Annotated in this window: 20 protein-coding genes and 1 tRNA gene; 12 read left to right on the forward strand and 9 right to left on the reverse strand. The window is 32.4% G+C overall.

What is annotated here, in order from left to right:
* Positions 1-97 precede the first annotated feature (97 nt).
* From BMX53_RS08140 to BMX53_RS08150, 3 genes are all read right to left on the reverse strand, one after another.
* Positions 98-178 (reverse strand) — tRNA-Tyr (locus tag BMX53_RS08140).
* Between the two features lie 150 nt (positions 179-328).
* Positions 329-1,147, reverse strand: a complete 819-nt coding sequence (gene kdsA / locus BMX53_RS08145; RefSeq protein ID WP_074745618.1) for a 3-deoxy-8-phosphooctulonate synthase — start codon at positions 1,145-1,147, stop codon at positions 329-331.
* Between the two features lie 18 nt (positions 1,148-1,165).
* Positions 1,166-1,714, reverse strand: a complete 549-nt coding sequence (locus BMX53_RS08150) for a DUF4199 domain-containing protein (protein WP_074745620.1) — start codon at positions 1,712-1,714, stop codon at positions 1,166-1,168.
* Between the two features lie 171 nt (positions 1,715-1,885).
* Between BMX53_RS08150 and BMX53_RS08155 the strand changes: the two genes are divergently transcribed.
* From BMX53_RS08155 to BMX53_RS08165, 3 genes are read left to right on the forward strand one after another with little or no spacing between them, the layout of a single operon-like run.
* Positions 1,886-2,377, forward strand: coding sequence for a SixA phosphatase family protein (locus BMX53_RS08155; protein WP_038986585.1), 492 nt, complete (start codon positions 1,886-1,888; stop codon positions 2,375-2,377).
* Positions 2,374-4,482 (forward strand): polyphosphate kinase 1, encoded by a 2,109-nt coding sequence (ppk1, locus tag BMX53_RS08160; RefSeq protein ID WP_038986584.1) that lies wholly within the window; start codon positions 2,374-2,376, stop codon positions 4,480-4,482. Before BMX53_RS08155 ends, ppk1 begins: the two co-directional genes overlap by 4 nt.
* A gap of 14 nt (positions 4,483-4,496) precedes the next feature.
* On the forward strand, positions 4,497-5,414 hold the full coding sequence (locus tag BMX53_RS08165) for a Ppx/GppA phosphatase family protein (RefSeq protein WP_074745622.1): 918 nt from the start codon (positions 4,497-4,499) through the stop codon (positions 5,412-5,414).
* Here BMX53_RS08165 and BMX53_RS08170 read toward each other — a convergent pair.
* The 3 genes from BMX53_RS08170 to BMX53_RS08180 form a co-directional block, all read right to left on the reverse strand.
* Entirely contained in the window at positions 5,411-6,169 is a 759-nt protein-coding gene (locus BMX53_RS08170) for a TIGR02757 family protein (protein ID WP_063176396.1), read from the reverse strand. The two genes, BMX53_RS08165 and BMX53_RS08170, sit on opposite strands and share 4 nt — an antisense overlap.
* A gap of 101 nt (positions 6,170-6,270) precedes the next feature.
* Positions 6,271-6,552, reverse strand: coding sequence for a GDCCVxC domain-containing (seleno)protein (locus BMX53_RS19245; RefSeq protein ID WP_434059796.1), 282 nt, complete (start codon positions 6,550-6,552; stop codon positions 6,271-6,273).
* The gene (locus BMX53_RS08180; protein WP_074745626.1) at positions 6,494-7,195 is read right to left on the reverse strand and encodes an ABC transporter ATP-binding protein; all 702 of its coding nucleotides are present in this window, start codon (positions 7,193-7,195) and stop codon (positions 6,494-6,496) included. The genes BMX53_RS19245 and BMX53_RS08180 overlap by 59 nt, the downstream gene beginning before the upstream one ends.
* 162 nt (positions 7,196-7,357) lie before the next feature.
* On the opposite strand from BMX53_RS08180, the gene msrA reads away from it, so the two are divergent.
* The 3 genes from msrA (at position 7,358) to BMX53_RS08195 (ending at position 8,723) form a co-directional block, all read left to right on the forward strand.
* On the forward strand, positions 7,358-7,903 hold the full coding sequence (gene msrA, locus BMX53_RS08185; RefSeq protein ID WP_074745628.1) for a peptide-methionine (S)-S-oxide reductase MsrA: 546 nt from the start codon (positions 7,358-7,360) through the stop codon (positions 7,901-7,903).
* A 6-nt stretch (positions 7,904-7,909) separates the two neighbouring features.
* On the forward strand, positions 7,910-8,188 hold the full coding sequence (locus tag BMX53_RS08190; protein WP_074745630.1) for a hypothetical protein: 279 nt from the start codon (positions 7,910-7,912) through the stop codon (positions 8,186-8,188).
* 109 nt (positions 8,189-8,297) lie between these two features.
* Positions 8,298-8,723, forward strand: coding sequence for a hypothetical protein (locus BMX53_RS08195; protein WP_038986578.1), 426 nt, complete (start codon positions 8,298-8,300; stop codon positions 8,721-8,723).
* Positions 8,724-8,760: 37 nt separating this feature from the next.
* Here the strand turns inward: BMX53_RS08195 and BMX53_RS08200 are convergent, their stop codons facing one another.
* The 3 genes from BMX53_RS08200 to BMX53_RS08210 form a co-directional block, all read right to left on the reverse strand.
* Positions 8,761-9,285, reverse strand: coding sequence for a DMP19 family protein (locus BMX53_RS08200; RefSeq protein ID WP_038986577.1), 525 nt, complete (start codon positions 9,283-9,285; stop codon positions 8,761-8,763).
* 67 nt (positions 9,286-9,352) lie between these two features.
* Positions 9,353-10,417, reverse strand: a complete 1,065-nt coding sequence (locus tag BMX53_RS08205; protein ID WP_038986576.1) for a nucleoid-associated protein — start codon at positions 10,415-10,417, stop codon at positions 9,353-9,355.
* A 69-nt stretch (positions 10,418-10,486) separates the two neighbouring features.
* On the reverse strand, positions 10,487-11,035 hold the full coding sequence (locus BMX53_RS08210; RefSeq protein WP_038986575.1) for an IS1096 element passenger TnpR family protein: 549 nt from the start codon (positions 11,033-11,035) through the stop codon (positions 10,487-10,489).
* A gap of 376 nt (positions 11,036-11,411) precedes the next feature.
* On the opposite strand from BMX53_RS08210, the gene BMX53_RS08215 reads away from it, so the two are divergent.
* The 6 genes from BMX53_RS08215 to BMX53_RS08240 all read left to right on the forward strand — a co-directional run bounded on the left by BMX53_RS08215 (position 11,412) and on the right by BMX53_RS08240 (position 17,860).
* Positions 11,412-12,764: a 2TM domain-containing protein gene (locus BMX53_RS08215; protein WP_074745632.1), complete on the forward strand. Its 1,353-nt coding sequence runs from the start codon at positions 11,412-11,414 to the stop codon at positions 12,762-12,764.
* A 6-nt stretch (positions 12,765-12,770) separates the two neighbouring features.
* On the forward strand, positions 12,771-13,124 hold the full coding sequence (locus BMX53_RS08220; RefSeq protein ID WP_074745634.1) for a hypothetical protein: 354 nt from the start codon (positions 12,771-12,773) through the stop codon (positions 13,122-13,124).
* Entirely contained in the window at positions 13,124-13,885 is a 762-nt protein-coding gene (locus tag BMX53_RS08225) for a LytR/AlgR family response regulator transcription factor (RefSeq protein WP_074745636.1), read from the forward strand. The genes BMX53_RS08220 and BMX53_RS08225 overlap by 1 nt, the downstream gene beginning before the upstream one ends.
* A gap of 113 nt (positions 13,886-13,998) precedes the next feature.
* Positions 13,999-15,147, forward strand: a complete 1,149-nt coding sequence (locus BMX53_RS08230; protein WP_074745638.1) for a TlpA family protein disulfide reductase — start codon at positions 13,999-14,001, stop codon at positions 15,145-15,147.
* A 242-nt stretch (positions 15,148-15,389) separates the two neighbouring features.
* Positions 15,390-16,523: a TlpA family protein disulfide reductase gene (locus BMX53_RS08235; RefSeq protein WP_074745640.1), complete on the forward strand. Its 1,134-nt coding sequence runs from the start codon at positions 15,390-15,392 to the stop codon at positions 16,521-16,523.
* Positions 16,524-16,690: 167 nt separating this feature from the next.
* Positions 16,691-17,860 carry a TlpA disulfide reductase family protein gene (locus BMX53_RS08240; protein ID WP_074745642.1) on the forward strand — a complete coding sequence of 390 codons (1,170 nt, stop codon included), beginning with the start codon at positions 16,691-16,693 and terminating at the stop codon, positions 17,858-17,860.
* The last annotated feature ends 201 nt before the right edge of the window (positions 17,861-18,061 follow it).

Here is an 18,061-nt window from a genome sequence, read left to right on the forward strand (position 1 = left end):
CAACGGATTTACAGTCCGTCCTCGTTGGCCGCTTGAGTATCTCCCCTCCTAAAAGGTTTGTTAGACTATATTTTTATACAATAGATAAGACTTTTAGTGGGGAGAGCAGGATTCGAACCTGCGAAGGTTTCACAACGGATTTACAGTCCGTCCTCGTTGGCCGCTTGAGTATCTCCCCTAAGCTTTTGCTTATCTTGTTTGTTTAGAACGGTGCAAATATAGGGCTGTTTTCTTAATCTGCAAGACTTGCAAGGCTTTTTTTTCTACTTTTTTTTCTCGAAATTATCTAACTGATTGGTTCTAAAAAAAGTAGTGTTAAAAATATTTTTTAAAATTTATTGATTGTTTGTCTGATGTCAACCAATTTTGTCATTAAATCTTCAAAGTAATCTAAGTGCAACATATTCGCTCCATCACTTTTTGCATTTGCTGGGTCAAAGTGTGTTTCTAAGAATAGTCCGTCCACACCAACAGCAATACCAGCTTTAGCAATAGTTCCAATCAAATCAGGACGACCACCAGTTACTCCAGATGTTTGGTTTGGTTGTTGTAAAGAGTGTGTAATATCTAATACAGTAGTTGCATATTGTTGCATAGTAGGAATTCCTCTATAATCTACGATCATATCTTGGTATCCGAACATTGTTCCTCTATCTGTAACCATTACACTTTCATTATTACAATCTAAAACTTTCTGTACAGCATGTTTCATACTCTCAGGGCTCATAAATTGTCCTTTTTTAAGGTTTACTACCTTACCTGTATTAGCAGCAGCTACTACTAGATCTGTTTGTCTTACTAAGAAAGCAGGGATTTGTAGGATGTCTACATACTCAGCAGCCATAGCAGCATCAGAGTTCTCGTGGATATCTGTTACAGTAGGTACACCAAACTCTTTTCCTACTTTTTGTAAGATTTTAAGAGCTTTCTCATCTCCAATACCTGTGAAGCTATCGATACGAGAACGATTCGCTTTCTTAAACGATCCTTTAAATACATAAGGGATTTTTAGCTTATCAGTTACTTTTACGATATGCTCTGCAATACGCATTGCCATCTCTTCACCTTCTATAGCACATGGACCAGCTAATAAAAAGAAGTTATCAGCATCCACGTTTTTGATTAATGGTATATTATTTAGATTCATAAATTTTATTATTTGTTGTTATTTTTTACGTTTGTTGTTCTTGTTTTGCTTTCCTTTAGAGGTAGTATCTACTACAGGTACAGCCATATTTTTAGTCTGTATAAAGTACGAAATAATAGCGACAATTACAACACCAAAAGAAAGGTTGTTAGTGATACCATTTCTTAAAAATATGTCGAATGTAGCATAGTTTTGAGCGTCTTCTAAAGACATCTTAGTTTGTGTGGCCATTGCTTCCTGTAAAATATCCATAAAGTTAGGCGTTACTTGGTTGAAAGTAATGTATTGAATAAGAGGGAAGAAGAAGGTAATCATAATACAGATGATAAGACCTGATAAGAAGGCACGTTGCCAAGAAATTACTCCATTGTAGAATTCTTTTTTCTTTTGTCTAATTCCAAGCCAATAGAATACTACTAATCCAAGATTAAACAGTAGTTGAAGACCTACTTCGTATCTGATCTTTTCCAGCTCGTGAAAGCCTAGAGATTTAACGATAAACATCCATACCAAAGCAGCTAATGTAGCAAGAGAAGCCCATTTAAATTCAATAGAGAAATTACGCATTATTCTGTTTTAAAATTAATAGTTCAAAAGTAAAGTTTTTATTTTATAGCTTAAAATATATTTTATCTTGATAATTTTTATTAGATTTAAAGATGTTTATGTAATTCTTGGCAAGGAATATGATGCATATATTATAATAACACAATAAACCAACCATTAAATAAAACTATTATGAAAAAATTAATCCTTATTAGGCACGCAAAATCATGTTGGAATGCTATTACCGATGATTTGTCTCGCCCATTGTCAAAGAGGGGAGTAAGTGATGCGCATTTGGTATCTCATGAATTAATGGGGCATTTACCTTCAAAGGTTATTGTATGGACAAGTCCTGCCAAGAGGGCAAAAGAGACAGCGGTTATTTTTTGTCAGAATCTTGAAATAAATGTAGATTGTATCATTCAGAATGACGAGATCTACACTTTTGTACGTTCAGAATTGACTAAAGCAATAAAAAGCTGTAAAAATGAGCATGATACCCTAATTCTTTTTGGTCATAATGATGCAATAACAAAATTTGTTAATAAATTTGGTAGCGAAACCTATGAGAAAGTTCCTACATCAGGGGTTGTAGTGATAAACTTCGACACAGATGATTGGGGAGCTATAGAACAAGGGGTTACCGAATTAACTATATTTCCAAGAGATTTAAAACAAAAATGAATACAGCCAATACAACTAAATATAAATATATAGACCGTGAGAAGAGCTGGTTATCTTTTAACGAACGTGTACTTCAAGAGGCAGGGGATGAAACCGTTCCTTTACTAGAGCGTTTAAGGTTTATTGGGATTTTCTCAAATAACTTAGACGAATTCTTTAGAGTGCGTTATGCGACTATTCGTAGAATGACTTTAACAGGAGAGAGTAATAGACGCTTAGGTAGTGGAGTAATCGTAAAAGATTTATTAGCACAGATTACAACAAGAGTAATTCAGCTTCAGAAAGAAAGTGTGCGTATCTTACACGAAGTAGAACGCAAACTAGAAGATGAAGGAATCTTTATGGTTACTGAAAAAGAGATTAACGATAAACAGAAAGCTTTCGTAAAGGATTTCTTTTTACATCAAGTGTCTCCGGATTTAGTGACGATTATTCTTAGTGATCTAGCTGAGTTTCCTTTATTAAGGGATACACATGGTTATTTAGTTGTAAAATTGAAAGTAGATGAAGTATTAGCAGAGAGACATCACACTAATAAACAAAAACGAGATAATACGGCTATTCGTTACGCAATTATAGAAATACCTAATATCATTAATCGATTTGTAGAGATACCTTCAGATAATGATAAGAAGTATATTATGATGCTAGATGATATCATTCGTTTTAACTTGGATTCTATATTTAGTATTTTTGATTTTAAAGCAGAGTCTGCCTTTATGATTAAAGTAACTAGGGATGCTGAACTAGATTTTGATACAGACTTACACAAGTCTTTTGTAGAAAAAATATCTAGTGGGGTACGCGATAGAAAACAAGGGGCTATAGTTCGATTTGTATATGATCAGGAGATGGATGATGAAATGCTTGATTTCTTACTAGAGAATGTTGAAATTGAGTTAAATGATAGTATTATTCCTGCAGGTAGATATCACAATAGACGTGATTATATGGGATTTCCTACCACGGGTAGAATTGATCTTACTTATCCAAAACAGGTACCTGTATCTGTAAAAGGATTGAATCTAGAAGATAGTATTATCCAACAGATTCAGAAAAGAGATTATATGATTTATACACCGTATCAGTCATACTCTTATTTAGTGAAATTCTTAAGAGAAGCAGCTCTAGACCCTCAAGTTTTATCTATTAAGATTACTCTATATCGTTTAGCTAAGAATTCACAGATTATTAGTTCGCTGATAAACGCAGTTAAAAATGGTAAAAAAGTAGTTGCACAAGTTGAGTTACAAGCTCGTTTTGATGAGGCTAGTAATATTTACTATTCTGAATTAATGCAAGCAGAGGGAGTGCAGCTAATTTTTGGAGTTAAAGGACTTAAAGTACACAGTAAGATATGTGTGGTAGAGCGATTAGAGAATAAGAAAGTAAAAAGATATGGATTTGTCTCTACAGGAAACTTTAATGAGAGTACAGCTAAGATTTACACAGACGTAACAGTATTTACTAGTCATAACTCATTAATGAAAGATGTGTCTAAAGTATTTGAGTTTTTACAGGTGAATTATAGAGTGCATAAATATAAGCATCTGTTAGTATCTCCTCATTATACACGTAAAGGCTTTGTCAAATTAATAGATAGGGAAATTAAGAACGCTCAAAATGGACTGCCAGCATCTATCCGCTTAAAAATGAATAGTCTATCTGATCTGAAGATGATTGATAAACTTTATGAGGCTAGTAATGCAGGGGTAAAGATACAATTGATAATTAGAGGTATTTGTTCATTAGTTACAGGAGTACCTGGTATGAGTGAGAATATTGAGGCAATTAGTATTGTAGACAGATTCTTAGAACACTCTAGAATCTATATTTTTGAGAATGCTGGTAAACCAGAAGTGTTTATTTCATCAGCAGATTTTATGACTCGAAATCTAGATGAAAGGGTAGAGGTTACGTGTCCTATTTATGATGAAATTGTTAAACAAGAATTGATTGATACTTTTGAAATTGGCTGGAAAGGCAATTATAAGACTAGGTATCAAACAGCTGATTTGTCTAATGCTTATCGCGGGTTTACAAAGGATAATATGTTCCACTCGCAACAAGAAATGTATAAGTATTTTCAAAACAAATTAAAGTAAGGGAAGGATAATATATGCTAAATATAAAGAAATACGCTGCTATAGATATAGGATCTAATGCTATGAGATTATTGATTATGAATATAATCGAAGAGGAGGGAAAAGAGACTATTTTTAGCAAGAGTTCATTAATACGCGTACCTATTCGTTTAGGACAAGATGTGTTTACTACAGGTGCTGTTTCTTCGGAGGCGGAGAACCGTATGGTGGATGCAATGAAGGCTTTCTTCTTATTGATGAAAGTTAATAAAGTAGATCGCTTTATGGCGTGTGCTACTAGCGCTATGCGCGAGGCTACTAACGCTAAATCTATAGTGGATAGGGTCTATAACGAATCAGGTATTAAGATAAGTATCATAGATGGAAAGAAAGAAGCTATGATTATTGCTTCTTCTGATTTAAAACATTTTATTAATAGTAGTAATAGTATTTTATACATTGACGTAGGTGGTGGAAGTACTGAGTTTACTCTGTTTGACCAAGGAAAACAACTTAATTCTAAGTCTTTTAAAAATGGAACTGTGCGCCTGCTAAATAATATGGTAGAACCACAGGTATGGAAAGATATTGAGCAGTGGATTAAAGAGGAGACCAAAGAATTAAAAGACCTTATCGTAATCGGTAGTGGTGGGAATATCAATAAGATATTTAAACTCTCTGGAAAAGCTCAAGATAAACCTCTTTCTTATTTCTATCTGCATAAACAGTTGTTAGTATTGAGTAAGATGTCTTACGACGAGCGTATTTCTGTATTAGGGCTTAATCCAGACCGTGCTGACGTTATTATACCTGCTATAAACATTTATAATAACGCCATGAAGTGGAGTGGAGCGAAATACATCTATGTCCCAAAAATTGGGGTATCGGATGGTATCGTAAAAGCACTTTACTACAATAAAGTTAAGCTTGATTATCAAACTATAGCTTATTAAAATTTCTCAATAGCACCTAGTCCAAATAACGCAAAGTCATATTTGACTGGGTCTATAGGATCAAAACCACGCAAAGCCACATCTAGTTCAGCTAGTGCCTTTGCGTCGTTTTGTTTACGCTTAAGAATGCCTAACTTTCTAGCCATATTACCAGAGTGTACGTCTAAAGGACATGATAAATCAGCAGTACTGATCGTATTCCATATTCCTAAATCTACTCCAGTATTATCATTTCTAACCATCCAGCGTAGGTACATGTTTATTCTTTTTGCCGCAGAACCTTTTACAGGATCAGAGATATGTTTTTCTGAACGAGTTGGGTGTTCTATTTCAAAGAATAATTTTTTGAAGTTAGAAATCCTTTCTTGCATAGGTAAAGAAGTATTGGCAAAGACATTCTCTAAACCTTTGTGATTGGTATAGATATGCTTTAGTCCTTTGATAAAAGTTGCAAAGTCAACACCATTAAAAGTTCTGTGTACAAAGGAATCTAAGTTCTCTAGATGGTCTTCATGATGCTCCATAACAAAATCATAAGGAGAATTACCCATTAACTCCATCATGCGGTGAGCGTTTTTGATAATCATCTTTCTATTTCCCCATGCAATTGTCGCGCTAAGAAAACCTGCTATTTCTATGTCTTCTTTTTGTGTATATAAATGTGGAATTTGTATTGGATCGTCTTGTATGAAAGAGGTGTTATTGTATAAAAGAACTTTTTCGTCTAAAAAATCTTTAAGTTCAGCTTTAGTCATTGTGTTATTATTTACCCCTTAAGTATTCAATAAGTTTACTGTCTTATACAAATAGCCCAAGGGAGTTTTAGATTATGGAATAGTACACTGTTTAGGTATTACTAAGAACAACAATTTTTGTTTAATTGAATAGGAGGACATTTAATGTCTCCATAACTACAGAATACACAACAGTCACCTTCTATAGGGGTTAGTACAGCCTTGCAATTTCTACATTCATAGAAGAATTGACATGAATCAGTAGGCATTACTTCTGTTTTAGAAAAAGTACATTTAGGACAAGTAATCGTTGAACTGCTAATAAGTGCCATAGTGTTCCAAGTATTAGATAGAAGGTTCTTCAGAATTGGTATTATCTTGTTGTTTCTGTTTGATTTGTCCATCAACCATAATCAGTTTTCTATCAGCCATATTTGCTAACTCTTCATTATGGGTAACGATAACAAAAGTTTGTCCTAACTCGTCTCTTAGTTTAAAGAAAAGCTTGTGTAGATTTTCTGCAGAATGCGTGTCTAAATTCCCTGATGGTTCATCAGCAAATATTACTTGTGGTTTATTGATTAAAGCTCTAGCTACGGCTACGCGTTGTTGTTCTCCACCTGATAATTCAGAAGGGAAGTGTTTAATACGATGTGATAGGCCTAGGTATTCTAATAAACGAATAGCTTCTTTCTCTGTCTCTTGCTTATCCTTATTAGCAATAAATGCAGGGATACATACATTCTCTAATGCAGTAAACTCAGGAAGTAGTTGGTGAAATTGGAAGATAAACCCTAGATTGAGGTTTCTAAATTTAGAGATTTCTTTATCTTTTAGGCTAAGTATATCTTGTCCATTGATAGCTAATGTTGTATTTGTTTCTTCTGAAGGCTTGTCAAGCGTACCTAGTATCTGAAGTAAAGTTGTTTTACCAGCTCCTGAAGCACCTACAATAGATACGATTTCTCCTTTTTTAATATGTAGATCTACTCCTTTTAAAACTTCTAGTTTATCGTAGAATTTATGAATATTAGTTGCTCTAATCATTTGCTTAGTTTTAGAAATACAAAGTAAAGCTTTTTACTTATTCTAAAAACCTAAAATAGATTAAAAGAGAAGTAATACATGTTTTAAAATAATGAAGTATATTTATAGGGCTGATTAAGTTAGGTGTAATGAGCAAATAACAAATAAAATATTAGGCAAATAATGGAAAATAAAAAGTTAGATACAGCAATTTTTGGAGCAGGATGTTTTTGGTGTGTAGAAGCAATGTTTAGCAGTTTAAAAGGGGTGGTAGAGGTGTTACCTGGTTATACTGGGGGAACAAAAGAGAATCCTACGTATGAAGAAGTATGTACTGGGCAAACAGGCCATGCAGAGGTTATAAAGGTTACTTATAATCCATCTGAGGTGAATTATAATGAATTATTAGAAGTATTCTTTACGAGTCATAACCCTACAACACTAAATAGACAAGGCGAAGATGTAGGGACACAATACAGAAGTGAGATCTTTTATACGAATGAGGCTCAAAAAGCATTGGCAAAAGAGTATATGGATATCTTGACAAGTGAGAAAGTTTTTAATGACCCTATTGTTACTCAGCTTTCAGAAGCTACCAAATTTTACGTAGCAGAGGATTATCACCAAAATTATTTTGAAAAAAGTGGTGATAAAAACCCTTATTGTCAGATGGTAGTAAAACCAAAACTAGAGAAGTTTAGAGCTAAGTATAGCAGCAGACTAAAATAAGAAAGTATGATCACTAGTAATAAAATAAAACAAAGACAACTATTCATTGGTATAGTAATGGATATTATAGGCTGTATAACCTACGCTATTCCTGGTCTAGGTGAGTTCGCTGATATTATCTGGGCTCCTATATCTGCCTATATTCTATTAAAGATGTATCCAGGGCAAGTAGGTAGGGTAGCTGCAACAGTTAATTTTATAGAAGAACTATCTCCTGGTTTTGATTTTATTCCTACTTATACCATTACTTGGTGTTATACATATTTAGGTAAAAAAAGAGATTGATTATTTGTTGTGTAAGAATTTGTAAAAATCATAAATATTTATTAAATTTATAGTAAATAAAAAGGTTAGGAGAGTTCTATAATTTAACAATTAATTAAAAGTATTTCTTATGAAAAAGATTTTTACATTCTTATTCGCAGCGCTAGTATTTGTGTCTTGTAATAACACAAAAAAGAGTACCGTACTTGGAGATGAAAAAGCAGGAAAGGATATCATTGGCTGGTATTACTACAACGTAATGCAAGATAGCTATGATTCAATACCTAAATTGATGAACGAAGATTTTTATAATGATCAGCAACAAGCTGAATTTATAAAAACATTGAAAGAAAGAGATTCTGCTTATGGAAATATTACAAGTTTTGTACTTGATAAATGGGAGATGACAGACAGAGATAAAAAAGCAAAAACTAAGGATTTCTATTTTGAATACAAAGTGAAATATGAAAATGAACCAGCAGAAGTAGTAGAGAAAATTTACCTTGCTAAAAAAGGAAACGATCTTAAGATTTCTAAATTTGAGTTCAGTAAATAATAAAATTAAAAAGCTCCTGAGTAATCAGGAGCTTTTTTTATGCGATGAATTCTGTTATTATGCTTTGCATCTCTTCTAAGCTAACAACATTTAGATCAGGATGAGATTTAAGCCATTCAGAGTTAAGTACTCTAAGATCTTCTGTAATCTCTTTAAAAGAGTTGTCTTCTAATAAAGATATTGTCTGTTTCTCTTTCCCAAAATCTGATTCGAAGAATTTCTTTAATTTAATATTACTAAAAGCTTTAACTCGTCTTATTTGCTTTTCGAAATATTCTAAGTGTTCTTTTGCTTGCATAGCAGTAAGACCAGAGTGTATGATGTCAATTAGGTCTAAGTCCCACTTGCTCTTCCATATAAAAGCGGGTAGTCCTTCAGACTCTACAGTATTTAGGTAATAGTCTACACAGTAGCTAGCGAAAGCATCAGGGTGTAGCTCGTCGTCTCCAACTTCTGAGTTGCGCAAGTAATTCACAACAGAAATATTCGAATTAAGAATGTCTTGAGCAGAACCTTCATTAAATGTGGTTTCTGATATAAGGATATAGTTAAACTCTCTCATTATAGTATGTATTAAGTATAAAAAAAGCGACTCCTTTATAAGGGAATCGCTAAAGTGTATCTTTTAATTAAGATTTTTGTTCTTTGTTGAAGTAAACAAGGTAGTAATACATTTGCTTTTCTTCATCCCATCCTTTTTCTACAAATTTATCAGCACTCTCAGGATTGATAAAGTCAAGTTTAATTTGAATGTTAGTATCTAAGTTGATTACATTCTTAAGTTTCTTTCTAGCATCAGTTACTGCGTTATTTGCAATAGGGAATGATGTAGTGTCTTCGATACTGTATTTCTCTCCTTTATCTACTTTATAGTTTTTAAACTCAGCAGCTAAATCAGGGTTATCGATTACTTCGTTTAAGAAGTTTGTTTCTTCAAACTCGTCATTTTTAGCGAAGTAGTTTACAGAACGGTTCATAAACATAACCTCTTCTTTTTTATCTTCAGCAGGAAGTACTACTTCTTTAGCGAAATCTTGACAGAATTTAAGGTATTTCTTAGTCATGAATGCTTCGTCTTGGAAAACATCTACATTTAAGAAATGCTCTAACCAGTAACGTGCATCATATTTGTTACTATCAACTGTTAAGATTTTGTATCCTTCTTCTTTTTTATAATTAAAGATGATACATCCTTTGTCAAGTTTGTTTAAGTTGATTCCTTGTAAAAGAAGCATCTCTAAGTTAGCGTCTTTCTCTTGTAATTGTAAGAAATCAGTTTTGATCTCACTTTTAAAGATACCAATTGCGTCAACAACATTATTATCAATAGATAAGTTAGTTAAGTAAGTAACGTAAACTTCTCCATTTTTAATGTGAGGGTGATTTGATTGTTCAAAAAGGTGACGAGTGATTTTTTGAGAGATAGCCTGTACATTATCTGCAGAAGGAGCGTTAAATAGCTCATTAGCATAATTATACATTTCATTGAACTCTAAATCAACATCGTGAGCGAATTGATAGAAGTTTTCTTCTTTCTCACGGAAAGGTTTGAAGAAATACTCTTTTAATAAAGGAGCTATTTCATCATTTAAGTTATAAGGTTCTTCAGATAAGAAGATTGCTTCATTTCTGCTTTTATTCCCAACTCTATGAATAGATAGAGTTTCAATGTGCGTATTAAATAAGTTAATCATAGTGCCAATAATGAGTTAAGTAGTATAAACTACTTATTATAAATTAAAAAATGAAATTGTAAAATAGATCTAGTTCCAGTTATCTTCATAACCAAAGTCTTCAAAGCTTTCTCCATCATCAAACATATCGAAGTCTTCGTCGTCAAAATCATCGTCAAACTCTCCAAATATATCTTCATTAGATACAGGATCTGCTGTAAATGATTTGCCAGGCATACCATCAGGTAAGATACCGTGTGAGAAAAGTAGTTCTGGATAAGCTGCACCTGGTTCTTCTTCTTCGATAGCACCAAGTTCTACGAAGAAAGTCCACATATTTAAGAAGTCATATACATATATGATTTTAGTGTTTTCTTCATCTAAGATGGAACTCAGAGTAGTAGAGCTCATTGTTTTGTGTTCACCAGGATTATCTCCCATGTCAAACAATGAAATTTCTTCTTCTAGTTGAGTCCATTGGTCATCACACGCATAAAATGATGCTGCTTCCATACCGTCAAAACCAAAAGCATTAACAATAGCATTGTGTAAATCTTCTAATGAGTCATCTTCTAAAATAGCAATGTCTCTGAATATATCTTCCTCAGTATCAAGGATTACTCTGAACTTATAAACCATAATGTATTTGTGGATTAGAAACGCAAATTTAAACTTATTATTCATTATTGAGGAATAAAACCCAGTCTTTTTACCTAGATTTTAACTAAGCTTGTACAGAGAGTTGAGAGCCAGTTTTTTACTGTTTAGATAAACTTTTTACAATTCATCCTATAAACTCAACAATTCGGTAACCTTCTTTTTTGTAACTCTAGTTTCTGTCACATCTTTGCTACAACAAAAAACACAAGAACTATGAAAACGATAATAACCTTTGTACTATTTGTGATAACATTCATCTTGTCTATATTTGGAATAAAAAAAGGAGAAAGTTCACATAGTATTTTTCAAGAAAAGCATCAATTTATTATAGTACAAACTAACATAGCATTGAACAATGAGACAAAGAAATAACACCGTAAAAATAATAGGAGTGCTTTTAATAACATTCTTTATGTTTAAGAAAGTACTTAGATTATATTATTTGGATATCTATTTATTCATCCTCTATTTTACGCTATTTGCAGCTATGTTATTTGGAGTGAACTATTATTTAAAGAAAACCTATTTTGCGAGATTAAATGTTTACTTAAGAGAGAATGATAGAAATATTGGTTGGGCAACAGCTATAGCTACAGGTCTTAACTTTATAGTAATTCTGTGTTTAGCAATCATTTTAAAGATGGTCAATACTCTTTTTATTGAAGATGATACTATTAATAATGTATTTCTAGATGGAGCCTTTAGAGCAGTATTAAACTTTACTACATTCTATTCAATCTTATTAGCTATATACTTTCATATTACTTTTTCGTCTTTAGTAAAGGATCAGCAGTTAGAGGAACAAAAAGTAATAACAGGTAATGTATCTGCTCAGTTTGAGAGTTTAAAAAATCAATTAGATCCACACTTTTTATTCAATAGTCTAAATGTACTTGGGGCCTTAATAGAGGAGGATCAGGATAAAGCTGTTGAGTTTAATAATTCATTATCTAAGACTTATCGTTATATTTTAGATCAGAAAAATAAGGAGTTAGTACCACTTGAAGAAGAATTAGCTTTTGCAAAGACTTATATTGAGCTATTGCAAATGAGATTTGAAGATAGTCTTGTCTTTGAGTTACCTAATGAAATTAAACAAGAAGGGGCCAAAGTAGTACCTCTATCTTTACAACTGCTTTTAGAAAACGTAATTAAACACAATAAAGCGTCCTCACAAAAGCCAATACATATACTTATATCTGAGAGCCCAGATGGGTATCTAGTAATACAGAATACACTTAGTAAGAAACAGACTTTAGATAATAGAAAAGGAATTGGATTAGAGAATATTGCTAGTCGATATGCTTTATTAACTTCTAAACCTGTTTCTATAGAAGAAACACAAGACACATTTACAGTAAAAATACCAATACTAACCAAAATTATAGAACATATGAGAATTATAGATGTACCAGAGAATGAACAAGAAATCTTAGTAGAGGCTAAGAAGAATGTAGAAAAGTTTAAAAGATTTTATGCTCACTTGACTTCGTATATTATGGTAAATAGCTTTCTAATTGTTATTAATATGATTACGAACTCAACATTTCCATGGGCGTTAATACCACTATTTGCTTGGGGGATTGGTCTTGCAGCAGATGCAATGAAAACATATAATTATAATCTGTTCTTAGGAAAAGACTGGGAAGACAAAAAGATTAGAGAATATATGGATAAGCACAAAGGAGATGGACAAAAGTGGAATTAGTATATTATGGAAGAGAGAAGAATATTACCACAAGCATTTAGGTCATATAGATCTATGATTCGGTCAAAAAACATATATAATACATGGTTGTTCATTAAGTTGTTTATATTAGTTTGCCTAGTAGGTACAGTTATAGTAGAGCGTTATTATGATATACCAGGAGTAGTAGTCAGTGGAGACCGCAAAGCACTTATATTGATATATTCAGGTTTAGGATTACTTATATTAAGTGCTATTATTCGACTTGTAATAGTTAATTGCGAAAAAATACCTGGACTATCTAATATTCATGAACGAATGGAACAAAGAGAGTTTAGGAGATTAAAAACAACGTATCAGTATCAATTAAGAGTTAAGTAATGATCAACATAGTAATTATTGAAGATGAAAAGCCTGCTGCTCGTTCACTTGAGAGAAAGTTAGATAAATTAGGTTATTGTTCTATGATAAACCTCTCGAGTGTAGAAGAGGCAGTGGAGTGGTTTGGCTTAAATGATGAGCCAGACCTCATCTTTTTAGATATACAGCTCTCAGATGGGCTTTCGTTTGAAATATTCGAACAAGTAAAGGTTAATAGTTCTATTATATTTACTACAGCTTACGACGAGTACGCTTTAAGAGCCTTTAAGCTTAATAGTATAGACTATCTACTAAAGCCAATACAAGAAGATGAGTTGAAGAATGCAGTAGAGAAGTTTCAAAATAATCGAAGTGCTATATTTGGGTTTAATCAGCAGTTTGACCTCTTTAAACAGTTTATGGCTAATACAAATACTGTGGAATATAAAGAGCGTTTTGCAGTTAAAGTTGGAGCGCAGATAAAGATTATTCTTCGAACTGAAATTGTGTGTTTCTATAGTGAGAATAAAGCTACCTATATACAGACTACAGAAGGTAGAAGCTATATTGTTGATTATACCTTAGAGGAATTGGAGAAAATGGTTGATCCTGTTGATTTCTTCAGAGTTAATCGAAAGTTTATTGTCTCTATTAAAGCTATTAAGGATATTTATACATACTCTAATTCTAGGCTTAAACTCAATTTGATTAATCTAGAATCAGAAGATTTAATCGTTAGTCGAGAGAAGGTAAACGAGTTTAAGAAGTGGATAGAAAAGTAATTTCTGCTAAAGTCTAATTATGTTTAGAATCAAATAAAACTTATTCAATTCAAATGATGTTTATTGTAAACCTAAAATATTGAGTAATTTTAGTTCAATTAATAAAATAAAGTATGAAAAAATTAGGGGTTTTAATGATGATGATTTTAACAATAGTATCTTGTCAAAAGAAGGGAACTATTGAGATTACAACAGAGTTTGTGCCAGATAATTCTAAAGTTGATATTTATGTTAGAGAACTAGGAAATACTGAACCTGCTGTTATTGCTACTGGTCTTCTTGTAGATGGAAAGGTAGTGGTGGATAATCCGTTCACAGAAGGAGAATGGGCGTATGCCTCTATTCCAACAGAAAACGGAAATTCTTTTGTTCTTTTTGTAGGAGAACCAGGTAATATCACTTTGCATTTGACTAATAGTAATATTCAAAAAACTGTAGTAGGAGGAACTCTTACTAATGAAATAGTACAACGCTTTATGAATGAAAGCCAAGTGATATCGGAGAAGATACGCAAGTTCCTAGATGATAATAGCCAAAAAATGCAGACATTATCTCAAGATGGCGAGAATTCTACTGAATTAAATGCACTAATGAATGAGTATAAACAAATAGAAGGACAGTATGTTACTTTAATTCAGAAATATGCTCAAGAGAATAAGACTAATGTTTTTGGACTGATTATGTTTGTTGAATTAATGAACACTCAGGAGAAAAGCATGGAGGAATATAAAGCCGACTTTGATAGTTACCCTGAAGAGTTAAAGAATTCTAAGTTTGGTAAGAGAGTTGCTGAACGCATTAAGGAACTTATGGAAGTAAGTGATATAAAAGAATTGAATGTAGGTGACGTATTACCTGAGTTTAAAGCTTCTACTCCTGATGGGAAAGAAGTAACCCTTACTTCATTCTTACAAGGTAAAAAGTTAGTATTAGTAGATGTGTGGGCATCTTGGTGTGGACCATGTCGTCAGGAGAATCCTAATGTGGTTAAAGCCTATGAGATGTTTAAGGATAAGGGATTTGAGGTTATTGGTTATTCTTTAGATAAAGACGAGGCAGCTTGGAAAAAAGCAATTAGTGATGATAAGTTAATGTGGACTCAAGTGACTAACCTTAAGTTCTGGAATGATTCTATTGTAAAAGATTATGGAATTAAAGGTATTCCAGCTAATTACCTAGTAACTCCTAGTGGTCTTATTATTGCAAAAGATCTTAGAGGAGAGGAGTTAGTCAAAAAAATAGAAGAGATATTACAGAAATAATATATTCTTATTTTAAAGAATACAATGAAAGCTATTATAACATCAGTTGTAATAGCTTTTTGCTTTAGTATAGTTTGTGTTATGGAAATAATAGGGTGTAGTTGTACAAAATTATTCAATACTAATACACAATAATACAAATGTGGTTGTGTTGTTGTTAATTCTTTAATAATGTGTGAGTAGTATTGCTTGTTTTGGCTGAAATATTACTTAATTTAGTCTGAGAATTTAAATGTGTTTACATGAAGAAGTTAAGTGTTTTGCTTTTCGGAGCATTGGTATTTATATCTTGTCAAGATAAAAATGTGATAGAGGTTACAACAAAGAATGTTCCTGATAATACTACAGTAGAAGTTGTTATCAAGGAAATAGGTAATGACCTACCTATGACTATGGTAACAGGAGTAGTTGTTAATGGTAAAGTAAGTTTGGAAAATCCGTTTTTAGAACTCGACGAGGGGTATTTAAGTATAAAAGAAGAAGGCCAAACTGAACAAGCAGTTTTCTTTTTGGGAGAACCAGGTAAAATAACAATAGAATATGATCAACATCATCCAGATAAACCAATTATAGGGGGAACTCAAAATAATATTGATTACCAGAAATTCTTAGATAAGATTAATCCATACATACAGAAAGAAAACGAATTCTTAAATTCTAATAGTGCTACTTTAATCAGTGCATCAGCTGATGTTGATCTAGATAAAAGAGAAAAAATACAAAAGCAATTTGATGATTTGACTCAGGCTTCTAATAAGATAATTACTGAATTTGAACAACAAAACAATAGAACTGCTTTAGGTTTATTAATGATGTATCAGAATTTAAGTTCTAAGACTAAACAGCTTTCAGATCTAAAAGAAGACTTTGATAAATATCCTGCGGAATTAAAGAAAACTAAATTAGGGAAGAAAGTTCAGCATTTAGTAAATGGAACCAATGGAGATTTGGCAGTAGGAGGTAAGTTACCCGATTTTAAAGGTAAAACTCCAGAAGGGAATCAGCAAACTCTACATACTTTCTTAGAAGGGAAGAAAGTTGTACTAGTTGATATCTGGGCATCATGGTGTGGACCTTGTCGTGTTGAGAATCCTAACTTAGTAAAAGCATATCAAACTTATCATGAGCAAGGATTTGATATTATAGGTTATTCTTTAGATAAGGAAGAGGCAGCGTGGAAAAAAGCAATTGAAGTTGATAAGCTAACCTGGACACAAGTATCTAACTTAATGTATTGGGACGATCCTATTGTTCCTATTTATGGTATTCAAGGTATCCCAGCTAGTTATTTAGTTGATGCAAATGGTACTATCCTAGCTATGAACTTAAAAGGAAATGAACTAAGTAAGAAGATTGAGGAGATATTAAATAAATAAGTGTTTGGTTTAATTTTATGACTGTTAGTGAGTTGTTTTGGTAGAAAGAAGACTTTTATGTAATATCAAATAACTAAAAAGTTAATGATTTTAAAAAGTATCTGTTATAATTGAAACTAATCTAAAAATATGTCTATTTTTAACGAATTAAAATAAAAACTATTTAGATGAAAAAATTAGGTGTTTTTCTGATCGCTGCACTTGTATTTGTATCGTGCCAGAAAAAGAATGTTATTGAAGTAACAGCAAAAAATTTCCCTGATAATACAGAGGTTGAAATATTATCTGTAGAGGTAGGTAAAGATATGCCTACAACAGTAGCAAAAGGAGCTATCGTTGGAGGAAAACTATCTCTAGAGCATACATTTACAGAGTTAGATGAGGCTTTTTTAAGTATTAAAGGAAATGATTCAGAAGATTTTAGTGCATTTTTCTTAGCAGAACCAGGTACTATTACTATTAGTATTGATAAAGAAACTCCAGACAAACCTGTAGTAGGAGGAACGGAAAACAATATTAAGCTTCAGAAATTCCAAGATGAAATGAACCCTTTTGCAGAAAAACTAATGAATTTTTCTAATGAAAAAGGAATGCAGATGATGATGTTAGCTCAAACAGGACAAACAGAATCAGAAGAGTTTAAAAAGTTAGAATCTGAATATCAAGAATTATTAGTTGCTCCTAAAGGTATTTTAGAGAAATATGCTAAAGAAAATGAAGGTAATGCTTTCGGATTATTCTTATTAAAACAAATGATTCCTTCTGGAGAGAAAGCTCCTGCAGATTATAAAGCTGATTTTGATAAGTACTCTAAAGAACTTAAAGATTCTAAAATAGGTAAGAAAATTGCTGAATACTTAAATGTATTAACAGGAGAGGACTCTCATGATCATGCAGAAACAAAAGGACTATCAGTAGGAGATAAGTTACCTGAGTTTAAAGCTTCTACTCCTGATGGGAAAGAAGTGACTCTTACTTCATTTTTACAAGGTAAAAAGTTAGTTTTAGTTGATGTATGGGCATCTTGGTGTGGACCATGTCGTCAAGAAAATCCTAATGTAGTAAAAGCTTACAATGCTTTTAATGCTAAAGGATTTGATATCATCGGATACTCTATTGATAAAGATGAGGCTGCTTGGAAGAAAGCTATTGAGATGGACAAGTTAACTTGGACTCAAGTATCTAACCTTAAGTTCTGGGAAGATCCTATCATTCCTGCTTATGGTATTGAAGGTATTCCTGCTAACTACTTAGTAGATGCTACAGGTACTATTATTGACATGAACTTAAGAGGTGAAGACTTAAGCAAAAAAATAGAAGAAGTATTAGCAAAGTAATTTGACTAAAACTTAAATCAACAAAGAAGCCGTTATGATTATATCATAACGGCTTCTTTGTTGATACCTTAAGGTTATATAGGACTATAGGCGAACGATAATGTGAAATGAGCTATGCAGTAAGCTACTTTGTAGTTCGACTCTTAAATAAGGGAAAGATAAAGAATAGAGGTATAAAAAAAGACCGCTATATAATAGCAG

This window comes from Myroides marinus (assembly GCF_900109075.1).
Classification (GTDB): Bacteria; Bacteroidota; Bacteroidia; order Flavobacteriales; family Flavobacteriaceae; genus Flavobacterium; species Flavobacterium marinum_A.

Bases quoted from the DNA above. Each gene is read 5' to 3' on its own strand.
- kdsA (WP_074745618.1), bottom strand. From the start codon at position 1,147: ATGAATCTAAATAATATACCATTAATCAAAAACGTGGATGCTGATAAC.
- BMX53_RS08150 (WP_074745620.1), bottom strand. From the start codon at position 1,714: ATGCGTAATTTCTCTATTGAATTTAAATGGGCTTCTCTTGCTACATTA.
- BMX53_RS08155 (WP_038986585.1), top strand. From the start codon at position 1,886: ATGAAAAAATTAATCCTTATTAGGCACGCAAAATCATGTTGGAATGCT.
- ppk1 (WP_038986584.1), top strand. From the start codon at position 2,374: ATGAATACAGCCAATACAACTAAATATAAATATATAGACCGTGAGAAG.
- BMX53_RS08165 (WP_074745622.1), top strand. From the start codon at position 4,497: ATGCTAAATATAAAGAAATACGCTGCTATAGATATAGGATCTAATGCT.
- BMX53_RS08170 (WP_063176396.1), bottom strand. From the start codon at position 6,169: ATGACTAAAGCTGAACTTAAAGATTTTTTAGACGAAAAAGTTCTTTTA.
- BMX53_RS19245 (WP_434059796.1), bottom strand. From the start codon at position 6,552: ATGGACAAATCAAACAGAAACAACAAGATAATACCAATTCTGAAGAAC.
- BMX53_RS08180 (WP_074745626.1), bottom strand. From the start codon at position 7,195: ATGATTAGAGCAACTAATATTCATAAATTCTACGATAAACTAGAAGTT.
- msrA (WP_074745628.1), top strand. From the start codon at position 7,358: ATGGAAAATAAAAAGTTAGATACAGCAATTTTTGGAGCAGGATGTTTT.
- BMX53_RS08190 (WP_074745630.1), top strand. From the start codon at position 7,910: ATGATCACTAGTAATAAAATAAAACAAAGACAACTATTCATTGGTATA.
- BMX53_RS08195 (WP_038986578.1), top strand. From the start codon at position 8,298: ATGAAAAAGATTTTTACATTCTTATTCGCAGCGCTAGTATTTGTGTCT.
- BMX53_RS08200 (WP_038986577.1), bottom strand. From the start codon at position 9,285: ATGAGAGAGTTTAACTATATCCTTATATCAGAAACCACATTTAATGAA.
- BMX53_RS08205 (WP_038986576.1), bottom strand. From the start codon at position 10,417: ATGATTAACTTATTTAATACGCACATTGAAACTCTATCTATTCATAGA.
- BMX53_RS08210 (WP_038986575.1), bottom strand. From the start codon at position 11,035: ATGGTTTATAAGTTCAGAGTAATCCTTGATACTGAGGAAGATATATTC.
- BMX53_RS08215 (WP_074745632.1), top strand. From the start codon at position 11,412: ATGAGACAAAGAAATAACACCGTAAAAATAATAGGAGTGCTTTTAATA.
- BMX53_RS08220 (WP_074745634.1), top strand. From the start codon at position 12,771: ATGGAAGAGAGAAGAATATTACCACAAGCATTTAGGTCATATAGATCT.
- BMX53_RS08225 (WP_074745636.1), top strand. From the start codon at position 13,124: ATGATCAACATAGTAATTATTGAAGATGAAAAGCCTGCTGCTCGTTCA.
- BMX53_RS08230 (WP_074745638.1), top strand. From the start codon at position 13,999: ATGAAAAAATTAGGGGTTTTAATGATGATGATTTTAACAATAGTATCT.
- BMX53_RS08235 (WP_074745640.1), top strand. From the start codon at position 15,390: ATGAAGAAGTTAAGTGTTTTGCTTTTCGGAGCATTGGTATTTATATCT.
- BMX53_RS08240 (WP_074745642.1), top strand. From the start codon at position 16,691: ATGAAAAAATTAGGTGTTTTTCTGATCGCTGCACTTGTATTTGTATCG.